Source organism: Pseudoalteromonas espejiana DSM 9414 (assembly GCF_002221525.1).
In the GTDB taxonomy this organism is placed as follows: domain Bacteria; phylum Pseudomonadota; class Gammaproteobacteria; order Enterobacterales; family Alteromonadaceae; genus Pseudoalteromonas; species Pseudoalteromonas espejiana.
The window spans coordinates 1,515,852-1,528,575 of record NZ_CP011028.1 but is presented as its reverse complement, the minus strand read 5'-3'; the positions used below and the strand labels follow the sequence as shown (position 1 = coordinate 1,528,575).

Annotated in this window: 11 protein-coding genes; 4 read left to right on the top strand and 7 right to left on the bottom strand. The window is 41.1% G+C overall.

Going from position 1 to position 12,724, the window contains the following annotated elements; translation table 11 throughout:
* Positions 1 to 164: 164 nt before the first annotated feature.
* Genes fabG through yceD form a run of 5 tightly spaced genes read right to left on the bottom strand, consistent with a single transcriptional unit; the run spans position 165 to position 3,657 of the window.
* On the bottom strand, positions 165 to 911 hold the full coding sequence (gene fabG, locus PESP_RS07065) for a 3-oxoacyl-ACP reductase FabG (RefSeq protein ID WP_089347387.1): 747 nt from the start codon (positions 909 to 911) through the stop codon (positions 165 to 167).
* A gap of 11 nt (positions 912 to 922) precedes the next feature.
* Complete coding sequence (fabD, locus tag PESP_RS07060; RefSeq protein WP_089347386.1) at positions 923 to 1,849, bottom strand: ACP S-malonyltransferase; 927 nt, start codon at positions 1,847 to 1,849, stop codon at positions 923 to 925.
* Positions 1,850 to 1,902: 53 nt separating this feature from the next.
* Positions 1,903 to 2,940, bottom strand: a complete 1,038-nt coding sequence (plsX, locus tag PESP_RS07055) for a phosphate acyltransferase PlsX (RefSeq protein ID WP_089347385.1) — start codon at positions 2,938 to 2,940, stop codon at positions 1,903 to 1,905.
* A gap of 11 nt (positions 2,941 to 2,951) precedes the next feature.
* On the bottom strand, positions 2,952 to 3,122 hold the full coding sequence (rpmF, locus tag PESP_RS07050) for a 50S ribosomal protein L32 (RefSeq protein ID WP_004587686.1): 171 nt from the start codon (positions 3,120 to 3,122) through the stop codon (positions 2,952 to 2,954).
* Positions 3,123 to 3,132: 10 nt separating this feature from the next.
* A complete protein-coding gene (gene yceD / locus PESP_RS07045) occupies positions 3,133 to 3,657 on the bottom strand; it encodes a 23S rRNA accumulation protein YceD (RefSeq protein WP_089347384.1) in 525 nt (174 codons plus the stop codon).
* 131 nt (positions 3,658 to 3,788) lie between these two features.
* On the opposite strand from yceD, the gene PESP_RS07040 reads away from it, so the two are divergent.
* The gene (locus tag PESP_RS07040; RefSeq protein WP_089347383.1) at positions 3,789 to 4,388 is read left to right on the top strand and encodes a Maf family protein; all 600 of its coding nucleotides are present in this window, start codon (positions 3,789 to 3,791) and stop codon (positions 4,386 to 4,388) included.
* Between the two features lie 88 nt (positions 4,389 to 4,476).
* Here PESP_RS07040 and rluC read toward each other — a convergent pair whose 3' ends face one another.
* A complete protein-coding gene (gene rluC / locus PESP_RS07035; RefSeq protein WP_089347382.1) occupies positions 4,477 to 5,436 on the bottom strand; it encodes a 23S rRNA pseudouridine(955/2504/2580) synthase RluC in 960 nt (319 codons plus the stop codon).
* A gap of 759 nt (positions 5,437 to 6,195) precedes the next feature.
* Between rluC and rne the strand changes: the two genes are divergently transcribed.
* Positions 6,196 to 9,429, top strand: a complete 3,234-nt coding sequence (gene rne, locus PESP_RS07025; RefSeq protein WP_089347380.1) for a ribonuclease E — start codon at positions 6,196 to 6,198, stop codon at positions 9,427 to 9,429.
* Between the two features lie 457 nt (positions 9,430 to 9,886).
* On the opposite strand, the gene yejK is transcribed toward rne, so the two are convergent.
* Positions 9,887 to 10,903: a nucleoid-associated protein YejK gene (gene yejK / locus PESP_RS07020; RefSeq protein ID WP_089347379.1), complete on the bottom strand. Its 1,017-nt coding sequence runs from the start codon at positions 10,901 to 10,903 to the stop codon at positions 9,887 to 9,889.
* A gap of 62 nt (positions 10,904 to 10,965) precedes the next feature.
* Here yejK and PESP_RS07015 point away from each other — a divergent pair, with 62 nt between their 5' ends.
* Positions 10,966 to 11,178, top strand: coding sequence for a YejL family protein (locus PESP_RS07015; RefSeq protein WP_004588923.1), 213 nt, complete (start codon positions 10,966 to 10,968; stop codon positions 11,176 to 11,178).
* A gap of 5 nt (positions 11,179 to 11,183) precedes the next feature.
* Positions 11,184 to 12,680 carry a DUF3413 domain-containing protein gene (locus PESP_RS07010; RefSeq protein ID WP_089347378.1) on the top strand — a complete coding sequence of 499 codons (1,497 nt, stop codon included), beginning with the start codon at positions 11,184 to 11,186 and terminating at the stop codon, positions 12,678 to 12,680.
* Positions 12,681 to 12,724: the final 44 nt, after the last annotated feature.

The following is a 12,724-nucleotide window of genomic DNA, read 5'->3' as shown; positions in this document are numbered from 1 at the left end:
GACCATAAATAATTGTCTGGTCAAACCTCTGAGTGTTTGTTTTGTCTTTTATCGCTTATTTTCACAGCGATTTCAAGTATGTTTAAAGCAAGATCACAAAAAATTCAATGTTTTTGAGGTGGCTTACTTAAGTTATTTTGCTCGCTAACGGGTTACTGTGGTTATTAAACCATGTACATCGCGCCATTTACATGCAAAGTTTCGCCAGATACATACGCAGCCGCGTCAGATGCTAAATAACACACCGCTGCTGCTATTTCATCAGGCTGACCTAATCGACCTGCTGGTACATTAGCAAGCGTTGCTGCTTTTTGATCTTCAGTTAGCTCGTCTGTCATATCAGTTTGAATAAAACCAGGCGCAACTACATTTACTGTAATGCCGCGCGATGCAACTTCACGTGCAAGTGACTTAGAAAAACCAATAACACCGGCTTTAGCCGCAGCATAGTTGGCCTGGCCCGCATTACCCATAGTGCCTACAACTGAGCCTATGTTAATAATACGGCCATTCTTTTTCTTCATCATTGGACGTAATACGGCTTTAGATAAACGGAAAATAGAGCTTAGGTTAGTATCAATAATATCGTCCCACTCGCCATCTTTCATGCGCATAAGTAGGTTATCGCGGGTAATACCTGCATTATTAACTAATACATCAACATCACCTAAATCAGCTTTTATTGCAGCCAAAGTAGCCTCAATCGATGCAGGATCGGTTACGTTTAAAGCATAACCCTTACCGTTATCACCTAAATACTCACTAATTTTAGCAGCACCAGACTCGCTAGTAGCAGTACCCGCTACTTTTGCGCCTTGAGCAACTAAGGTATTTGCAATTGCTTTACCAATACCACGGCTTGCGCCAGTAATTAGGACAACTTTGCCCTCTAATGAAAATAAATTAGTCATTTTATATACTCTTATTTAGCAGCTTCAATGCCAGCAGCGTCATTTACTGAGCCACACACCATTGCTTTGTCGATTCGTTTTGCGAGGCCTGTTAATACTTTACCAGGGCCAAATTCGTAGCTTTGTGTTACGTCTTGCGCAACAAGTGCTTGAACTGTTTCTGTCCAGCGCACTGGGCTGTATAATTGACGAACCAATGCATCTTTAATGGCATCGGCAGAATTTTCAGCTTTTACATCAACATTATTAATTACATCACACTTAGGTGCATTAAATGTTAAAGCAGCTAAATCATTAGCTAGTTTTTCAGCCGCAGGCTTCATTAGCTCACAATGCGACGGCACACTTACACTTAGTGGCAATGCACGTTTTGCGCCCGCTTCTTTACACGCTACAGATGCTCTATCTACCGCAGCTGTGTGCCCGGCAATAACAACTTGCCCTGGTGAATTGTAATTTACAGGAGAAACCACTTCGCCTTGCGCCGATTGCTCGCACGCGGTTTTTATTTCGTCATCACCTAAACCAATAATAGCGGCCATTGAGCCTACACCTGCGGGTACTGCTTCTTGCATGTATAAACCGCGGTTTTCAACAAGTTTTACCGCTTCGCTTAAGCTAATAACTTCACTACACACAAGTGCAGAGTACTCACCTAAGCTATGCCCTGCCATAACAACGTCGGCATCAGGGTTGGCTGCTAACCAGTGGCGGTAAATAGCAACACTTGCTGTTAATAAAGCCGGTTGTGTGCGATGAGTTTGATTGAGTTCTTCTTCTGGGCCGTTTAGTACCAGTGCTGCTAGGTCGTAACCTAGTGCGTTTGAGGCTTCGCTAAAGGTTTCTTTTACAATGTCAGAGCTTTCTAGTAGCTCGCTTAACATGCCAACGCTTTGTGAGCCTTGACCAGGAAATAGAAGTGCAATTTTTTGTGCCATACTTTGCTCTTTTTAATTAAACAAAAATTAATTGTAACTACGGCACCTAAAATTTAATTGGCCGCCGAGTTTTTAGAATGTGTTTTTTCGAAAATAGCGGCTATTTTATCTGGAAGTTGGCGTTCAACTTCTTTTACCGCTTCATCGATTGCTGCTTGAAATGCTTTAGCTGATGCATTTCCATGGCTTTTAACGACAATACCGCGCAATCCTACCAGAGAAGCACCGTTATACTGGTCGGGGTTCACCCGATTATAGAGTTTTTTTATGATAGGACTTAAAATAAACGCCATGCATTTGTAAATTAAGTGCTTTTCGAGGGCTTTTGTAAACTTTTTCATAATTAGCTTGGCAATACCTTCGCATGTTTTTAATGCAACGTTGCCAACAAACCCCTCACACACAATCACATCAGCCTTGCCCGAAAATATATCACTGCCCTCACTGTAACCGGTGTAATTAATATAAGGGCTTTGCTGCATAAGCTGGGCAGCTTGTTTAATGCCTTCGTGGCCTTTTATATCTTCAGAGCCAATATTGAGCAAACTCACTTTAGGGTTGTCGCAACCAAGTGCTTGGCCAGCTACCACCGAGCCCATAATGCCAAATTGATAAAGTATTTCTGAATCGCAATGCACATTAGCGCCTAAATCAAGCAAATATACCGGATTTTTTCGCTCTGTTGGCACCGCTGAAATTAATGCTGGGCGCTTAACGCCGGGTAACATTTTTAAAACGTAGTGGGCCATAAAAAATAAGGCGCCGGTGTTACCGGAGCTTACACACGCTTGTGCCTCACCCGATTTAACTAAATCAAGGGCAACGCGCATTGAAGAATCTTTTTTAGATCGCACAGCTAAAGCAGGTTCGCATGCGTTAGTGACAACTTCACTGCAATGGCGAATTATTAATCTTGGGTGTGAAAGCGAATCGAGTGATTCTAATTGATTGGTAATAACCTGCTCGTTGCCACATAAAATGAGTGTTAAATTGGCATGAGCATTTACTGCGCAAACGGCAGCGGGGATAGATGAACGGGGGCCATAATCGCCCCCCATCATATCTAACGCTATGGTTAGATTAGTCAGCATAAAGCAATCTCTTAGTTAGAAATTACTTGAACGCCTTTGTAGTAACCGTCAGCAGTTACATGGTGACGACGATGAGTCTCACCTGAAGTTTGGTCAACTGTTAAAGTTGGACCGTTGATCGCATCGTGTGAGCGGCGCATGCCGCGTCTTGCACGAGACTTTTTGCTTTTTTGTACAGCCATTAGTCTTCTCCTAAGAATCTTTCTTAAGTTGTTTCAAAATATCAAATGGATTTGGCTTATCATCTTCTGCCTTTAATACACCAAAGCTGGCAGGCTTTGATGAGTAATTGCACGAAGCTTCGTTGTGTGTAGGCACTAATGGCACTGCTAAAATTAGCTCGTCTTCGATTAACTCAAATACGTTAATTTCGCCGTTTTCATCAAGTGCTACTTCATCGTAGACTTCTGGAAAATCATCTGACTCAGCATCCAAACCAACTGGCGAATACATAAAGTCTTGATCCAAATCCAACCCTAAATCATCATTACAACGTTGACAAGTTACAGTTACGTGTGTGGACAAATTGCCGCTAATCACAACTAAACCTTGCTCATCGTTTTTGCACTGAATTTTTACCGCTATTTCACCTACTTCTTCCTGTACAACACCTCGTAAACGAGCAAGTTTTTCAAGCGGTACAATACCATCGTAAGTTAAACGGTGTTGCGCTGCTTTCCCAGGATGAAGAGTGATGGGAATTTTTACCTTTTGCATAGGGGCTGCATCATATAGATAGTTAATTGGTTAGTCAAAGCAAAAAAGCATTTTTACATGGTTTTTCACGTGTTTTCATCACGGATCTGATTTATCCTAACTCAAACTAATTTTGATTAGGATATTATTCCATGAAGTACCCGCTTATATTAGCCTCAAGCTCGCCGTTTAGGCAGTCTTTATTACAAAAATTTAATTTGCCATTTAGTACTTTCTCGCCCGGCATTGACGAATCAGCTAAGCAAAACGAATCCCCCGAGCAACTAGTAAAACGCTTAAGTGAAGCAAAAGCACGTGAGGCTATTAATCACTTTGACCAAGGTTTAGTCATCGGCTCTGACCAAGTTGCGGTTTTTGATGGCCAAATACTTGGAAAACCTCACAATAAAGAAAACGCGATAAAACAGCTTTCATTATTTAGTGGGCAAACCGTTACGTTTTTAACGGGTCTTTGTGTTTACGATATTGCGAGCAATAAAGCAAAAACATTAATTGAACCATTTAAAGTCGTATTTAAAACACTGACTCAAAAGCAAATTGAAGCTTATTGTGACGCAGAGCAGCCTTATAACTGTGCAGGAAGCTTTAAAAGTGAGGGATTAGGCATTTGTTTATTTGAAAAACTAAACGGGGACGATCCAAATAGCTTAATAGGTTTACCACTTATTAAGCTCAGCCAATTATTAGCTGAGTTTAACCTTGATATACTCGCTGAGCAGCCAACAGCTTAACCAATTAAAGTACGTTGCAACTGTTAGTAATTATTAACAGTTGCAATAGGTGTAAATTCGTTTACTTGCTGCGCGTAAGGGCTACTTATTACGCTTTGGCATCTCTTAATTTTAAAATACAATTTTTAAGTGCGCTATCGAGCGGTGCTTCTACGCGCATGGTGGTTTCGTTTTTAGGGTGATAAAAGCTTAAATCGTGAGCGTGTAAAAATAAGCGGTTTAAGCCAATTTTGCGCATTGATTCATCAAAACCTTGGTCGCCGTATTTATCATCACAAGCAATAGCGTGCCCTTTACATTGTGTATGAACACGAATTTGGTGCGTACGACCGGTTACTGGAGAAGCTTGCACTAATGAACACGCGTTAAAACGTTCAAGCACTTTAAAGCGCGTATGCGATGGCTTACCTTCGGTATTATCTACACGCACCACTCGCTCGCCAGATTTTAATGTATTTTTACGTAGCCCTTCGGTTACGTTTTTAACCGACGAATCCCACTGCCCTGTTACTAATGCCCAGTAATTTTTTTCCATGGTTTTTTCACGCAGTTGCTCATGCAATGCAGTCAGCACCGAGCGGCGCTTGGCAATTAACAAACACCCTGATGTATCCCTATCTAGCCTATGTACAAGCTCTAAACTGCGCTCATCTGGGCGTAACACTCGCAGCGCTTCGATTAAGCCATAGCTTAGGCCGCTGCCACCGTGTACAGCCATACCTGAAGGTTTATTGATCACAATTAGGTATTTATCTTCAAATAGAATGGCGTCTTCTAATTGCTTTACTTTATCAAGTTTTTTAGGCACAAACTCTTCACGCTCTGCCACTTTAATTGGCGGAATACGTACTACATCATCGAGCTGTAATTTATAAACAGGCTTAATGCGCTTTTTATTAACGCGCACCTCACCTTTGCGTAAAATTCTATAAACAGCGCTTTTAGGCACCCCTTTTAAATGGGTAATAAGAAAGTTATCAATACGCTGACCTAAATGGTCTTCGTTGATTGTAACAAAAGATACTTGTAAGCCGGTTTTTTCTGACATTGCCTAATCACTGATTTAAGTAAAATAATTTAGTTGCTAACACAGTTATAATAGTGGGATAATCAGCAGCGCAAATATTTAGTATTTGCAAATAACAACGGTGCTTTTTAACACATTAAAACATTCGTGATGCACATTCTGGGTAGCCGATCATACAGATCCGAGTTAAGTTTTCCAAAGCTTTTATGCCTACTCAGTTAACACGTGCGATCAATTAACAGTAATGCGCGTAATATATTACTGGTTAAGTTTGAACATGAATTTACGTTTTATGTAAAAATAAAAGCAATGAACAAATAATTTGTTTGATAGTGACGACGTAAAAACGTTGTTCAGCATTTGCTCAATTGTAGTACCGTACAGCAGCTTATTTAGAACTAAAAATCTAGCAAATAAGCGTTTATTAACATTCGGCAGCGAACTTTGCTCGAAAGTGCCAATATAAATACTCATAGTATTTAAGTAACTTTACGAGCCCTACGCGCCTAACATAAACGCACTAAAAAGATTGATATGACAGGCCAACTTCTGGGTAAAACTTGTAAACGTAGCTTAAAAGCCGACAGTTTTAGCACCATTAAGAATTTAATAACGTAAACGTACGTTATTGTTAGCCAGCATTTAAAAAATACTGCGTACACATTACAGAGCGTTCCGTTACAGACCCAGTCGTGAGGCTGCACATTCTAAAAAAAGGAACAACTGAACAGGCGAACACGTTTCGTCATGTCAGCGACAAAAAATAAGTAGAGTAACAATATGAAACGTATGCTAATCAATGCAACGCAGCAAGAAGAAATGCGCGTAGCACTGGTTGACGGCCAGCGCCTATATGATTTAGATATAGAAAGCCCAGGTCACGAACAGAAAAAAGCCAATATTTATAAAGGCAAAATCACACGCATTGAACCATCTTTAGAGGCCGCTTTTGTAGATTACGGCGCCGATCGTCATGGTTTCCTTCCTTTAAAAGAAATTGCCCGTACTTACTTCCCGCAAGGTTATACTTTTCATGGTCGCCCAAATATTCGCGACGTGATTAAAGAAGGCCAAGAAGTTATTGTACAAGTTGATAAAGAAGAGCGCGGCCAAAAAGGCGCTGCTTTAACTACTTTTATCAGCGTAGCGGGTAGCTACTTAGTACTAATGCCAAATAACCCGCGTGCCGGTGGTATTTCTCGCCGTATTGAAGGCGATGAACGTACCGACCTTAAAGAAGCACTAAGCCGCCTAGAACTTCCTAAAGGCATGGGTTTAATTGTACGTACCGCTGGTGTTGGCAAATCGTTTGAAGAGTTAAACTACGATTTAAAAGCGCTTTTAGTACATTGGGATGCAATTCAACAAGCAGCCGACAGTGCTAAAGCCCCGTTTTTAATTCACCAAGAAAGCAATGTAATTTTCCGCGCAATTCGCGATTATTTACGTCGTGATATTGGCGAAATTTTAATTGATAAACCACGTGTATTTGAAGAAGCAAAAGCGCACATTGAGCGTTTTCGCCCTGACTTCATGAGCCGTGTAAAGCTTTATCAAGGCGACACCCCATTATTTACGCACTACCAAATTGAAAGCCAAATTGAGTCTGCGTTCCAACGTGAAGTACGTTTGCCTTCAGGTGGTTCAATTGTAATTGATCCAACCGAAGCGCTTACCTCTATCGATATCAACTCGTCTAAAGCAACAAAAGGCGGCGATATTGAAGAAACAGCACTTAATACTAACCTAGAAGCCGCTGATGAAATTGCGCGTCAACTACGTTTGCGTGACTTAGGTGGTTTAATCGTTATCGACTTTATCGACATGACGCCTCCGCGCCACCAACGTGAAGTTGAAAACCGTTTAAAAGATGCTGCTCGACCAGATCGTGCTCGCGTACAAATTGGTAAAATCTCTCGCTTTGGCTTATTAGAAATGTCGCGCCAGCGTTTGCGCCCTTCACTAGGTGAAGCAAGCCAAGGCCCATGTCCGCGTTGTAGCGGCCAAGGTACTATTCGTTCTAACGAGTCTATTGCACTTTCTATTCTTCGTTTAATTGAAGAAGAAGCAATTAAAGACAACACAGCACAAGTTAACGCTCAAGTGCCTGTAGCTGTAGCTGCTTATTTGCTAAATGAACAACGTAGAAGTGTTCACCGCATTGAAAAACACCACAAGTGTGATGTGGTTATTATTCCTAATCAACACATGGAAACACCACACTACGAAGTAATGCGTTTGCGTAAAGATGAAACGCTTGAAACCGTAAGCTACGAGCAAGTTGTTGCACCTGAGCCTGAGTCGTTTGAGATGGCAAAGCCCGCCTCTACACCAGTACGCGAAGAACCAATGCTAAAAGGCGTAGTAATGCCTTCAACGCCAGCGCCACAAGCTAAAGTAGACAAGCCAGCAGCTCCTGTTGCAGTACCTAAAGTTGAAGGTGGCTTACTAGCCGCTATTGGTAATTGGTTTAAGTCTTTATTTGCTGGTGAAAGCGAAGAAGAAAAACAAGCCAAAGAAAAAGCTGAGCAAGAAAAGCAACAGCAAACACGCAATAATAATCGCCGTGGTAACAACGACAACCGTCGTCGTAATAACAACCAGCGTCGTCGCAATAACCCGCGTTCTAAACCGCGTGCCGATCGTAACAACGAAGAAGAAGTTAAAACAGATTCTCCAGTAACGACCGAAAACCAAGAGAAGAACGAGAACCGCAATAAGCGTCGCCGTAACCCTAACTCGCGCAAGCGTAACGATAATCGTAATAACGAAAACCGTAACGCCGACAAAGAGCAAGTTAAAACTGACGTAAAAGCAGCTGAGACTGATACAAAGCAAAATGCAGAACCTAAAGAGCAAAAACCTAAGGTTCGTCGTCAACGTCGTAATGTTCGTAAGAAAGTACGCGTGCAAGATGAAAATGCAGAGCAAGTATCAGCAACAACTGCCTCAGAACAAGCAGACACTGCAAAAGTAGAGCAGCCTAAAGCGCCAGTAGCTAAGCAAGCACCTACAGAGCAAAAAGTAGAGCAAGAAAAACCGGCTCCACAAAAGCAACCAGCGCCTGTCAAAGAGCAAGCGGTTGATACTAAAGCTGAGCTTGATGAAAAACCGGTTGATGCAAACACTACTGACGAAGCAACAAGTGATGATGACCAAGGTCAAACGCGTACTCGTTCACGCCGTTCACCTCGTCATCTTAGAGCATCTGGTCAGCGTCGTCGTCGCCCAGAGCAAGGTGAAGCAACAGAAGAGAAATCTGATGAAGCACCAGCGTTTGTGCCAGTAGCTGACCAAGCTGCTGCAGAGTACGAAGCTGAGTTGAAAGCAAAAGCTGAACAGCCTACATCAAATGATGCCTCTGAAAATGTTGAGCAAGCAATTGCTGCTGAAGATTTGGCTAAAGTTGAAATGGAGCCTGCAACAGAGCAACCTTCTCAAAGCGATGAAACAGTAAAAACTGTAGACCCAGTTACAGCTGAAGAGCCAGTTGTAGTAACTGAACAACCTATCGCTGCACCTGAGCCTGAAGTTACCCCTGAGTCTGTTAAAGTAGAACCTGAAGTAGCTGAGCAACCAGTAACACCAGAGCCTGTAAAAGCAGAGCCTGAAGTAGCTGAGCAATCAGTAACACCAGAGCCTGTAAAAGCAGAACCTGAAGTAACTGAGAAACCAGTAACTCCAGAGCCTGTTAAAGCAGAAACTGAAGTAACTGAGCAACCAGTAACTCCAGAGCCTGTTAAAGCAGAAACTGAGCAAAAAGTAGCTGAGCAAGTTGAGACTGTAAGTGCACCTGCAAAAGATGCCAATGCAAAAACGGTTATCACCAAAGGTGCGGCAAGTGCACCAATGGCACAACCGACTCCAGTTGCAGATAGCGAAGTAAAACATACTTCTGTTGCGATGGCGCACGATAAACGTGAACTAGTTCCAGACAGTGGTTTACGTGCAGGTTCAATTAAACCTGCGGGTCGCGCAAGCTCTGCAATGACCAAAACGTTGAGCGCTGAGTAACTCTTAGCCTCAATAAAAAGCCGCGCTATTTTAAAAATAGCGCGGCTTTTTTGTTTTATTTTAATAGCAACAGGCTTATATATGCTTAGTAATAACGCTAAACCGAGTTAATTTGAAAAAGCTGTGCTACATGTATTTTCTCATTTACTCCTCTTTCACTTCTCCTTGTGCAATCGCTCTTTAAGTAGTTTTATTAGCAAAAAATAAATAATCAGAAACGTTGCCTCTCGCGCAAGCAAGCTTTGCGCCTAAAACCAAAATTTAACATCGTGGCTATTACTTACTTGTGACGCCCAACTTGTTGGCGTGGCAAACAAAGCCCGTAATAACCGATTTTTTCACAAAGAGGATTAGAGGCGCTGCGCTTTAGAGCATTAATAAAACTAAATTACAGGCAATAAAAAAGCGTGATACAAATACCACGCTTTAAAATCAATTTTAAATAAACTAATAAAGTTTATTCGCTTTCATTTTCCATAAAACGCTGGAGTTGATCTTTCAAATTCGGCGGTATGCCTTTTATAACCAGTGTATCTGTTGCTTCGTTATAAGTTACGCGCTCACCTAAATGTTTACGCTCAAAGCTCACACTTACACCGCCGCCTAAGCCTGAAAACTTAACCATGCTGGTTACGGTTTTTTTATCGACCGGAAATGACTCTTCTAAGTCATAGCTTTGCTCTTTACAAAAGCTGTCGAACGGGCTGTCATCGCCTTTAGTAAGTGTTGCCGAAAGCTCACTTACGCTTGCATCTTCACCGGTCGTTACGCAGTCATTACAGTAATCAAATACCTGCTTACGTAAATCGTCTTTTTCTGATTTATCAAATTCTTGTTCAGATAAATAATCTTCAACAGCGCTAAGCATTACTTGGCTTTGTTGTTTAGGGTCAATACCTTCTTCGCACCCTAAAAAGTCTAAGAAAAAGTCAGCTACTTTACGCCCTGCACGGCCCTTAATAAACGAAATATAGCGGTTATCGTCAGCTTGTGTATCCCAAGCTGTTAAATCAATGCGCGCAGCTAACTGCATACGCGATATATCTAAATGGCGTGATGCAGCTAAATCAAGCTCAGAGGTCATTGAGTAATGCTCTTTAATGTTGATCATGGCTATAAGCATGTAATCGGTAGCAACATATTGATAATGACAAAATACTAAGTAACCCGTTTCGCTAAATGCGTACTTATCAAGTTCTTCTTTTAAAACAGTAGAAGCTTGCTCGGTCATGTGCCAAAAGCCCAGCTCGTCATTGCGATAACTTTGCATTGCCGATGCTACAACACTGTTTTTATCGCCACTAAATGCACAATAGCCTTTTCCTGGCTTGCCATTATATGCATGATGAAGTTGTTCGATAAAAACAGCGACTTTATCGTTAATCACCATTTCGTCATTTCGTAGGTGAATTTGCGTATCGTCGTCTTTTTTGTCTACATAATGAACGACTAATTTTTTAACGTCTGTTGTCATCTTTGTTTTTCACGCCTCTGGTGTTAAAATACGAGAATATAACTCTTTTATTGAACCAACTGATGCCAATCTTATCAAAATACTCTAATGAAGAAGTAGAACAAATCGTCGATCAGCTCATTGATGTGCTAACACAACACAATGCGCCGGTTGATTTAAGCCTTATGTGTTTAGGAAATTCTATCACGCATATCCTAAAAGAGCATGTACCTGCAGGGAAAAGACAAGCCGTAACTGAGAACTTTGCTAAAGCACTTGCTCAGTCGGTTAAATAAATTATATGAATTTATCGCAGCACAATCAGTTTTCGTCTAAAGCGAGTCAGTTGTTAAGTTGGGGCCATTGGTTCACATTTGCAAATATTGGTTTAGCGCTTTTTATTAGCCTAAGTTTTTTATTTGCTGACTCACCGCCAACTAGCTTTATGGGTATTACCTATATGCTAGTGACTTGGTTAAGCCATACGAGCTTTATTGCTTTTTTAGCGTTTGTGCTGACGATATTTCCTTTAAGTTTAGTGTTTCCTTACCCTCGCCATATTCGTGGCATGGCTGCGGTTATAGCTACGCTTGGTGCATCACTTTTAACACTTGATGCCTATGTATACGTTAATTTAGGTTATCACTTAAATTCATCGGCATTGCCCGAAATTATTTCATTGCTTTGGCACCGTTTAACCAGCTCACCTACCCTAACTACTTTATTAGCTGGCGGCATAGTTTTACTTATTTTAGGTTTTCAGTTAGTTGTAAGTAACTTTACGTGGCACCACTTAGCGCGTTTAAAACAACTTAAATTTGCCCGTTTTGCGAGCTCATTTTTAGTGCTTTGTTTTGCTCTTAGCCACAGTATTCATATTTGGGCTGATGCCAACCTTAATTTTGACATTACTAAACAAGATAACGTACTACCGCTTTCTTACCCGACTACAGCTAAAAGCCTGTTAGCTAAAAATGATTTACTTGATATTGAAAGCTATAAACAAGCCCATGATGTACGAATAAATAACCAAAATATTAACTACCAAATACCAGCTCCACTACAAAAATGCGAAGACTATACGCAGCAGCAAGTTGATATATTTGTATTTGATACACCAGAACAACTTAATAACTTTGTTGCAAAACAAGATAAATTATATAAAACAGAGCAGTTTTTACAGCCAACTCACCACGGCGATAGCTTATTTAGCCTAGTGTATGGTTTACCTTCATTTTATAAAATGGCAATTTTGTCTGAGCAAACTTTACCTGCATGGCAAAGCCAACGCAGAAGCGTGGAGCTAAGTGGCATTGAAAAACTCGACTTTATAAACGATCGTGCGCATTCAAATAGCGCAATTAAAATTATTAAAGGCCAAAGCAACCCTACTCCACGAAGTGAAGATACCCATATATTTGCGTTTAGCCTCGCTAATAATAGCGCAGATGTCGTAACGTCATCGGTGTTATACAGCTCAGATAAACGTATTTCTAAAGTAGATGGACTTATTCAGCCAAGTGATTTAATTGCAACCAGTGTAGGGCAATACCTAAACTGTAAGTCGGTTGTAAGTCAAACCATGCTGGGCGAAAACCTCTACAAGAAGAAAAACGACACTGGGGTTAACTATTCGCAAGGCGTGGTTATTGCTTACAAAAAAGATAGAATTACACTTATTGATTCAGACGGTAACTATAAAAATATATCGGCTGCAGAGGGTTTTTCTATTGAGCAAAGCCTTGATATCCCATTTTTAGTGCAAAGCATTAAAAAGCTTAAAACGTATACCCAATAACTGTATCCCTTAACCTAGCTTGCTATAACGCCAAGCTAGGTTAT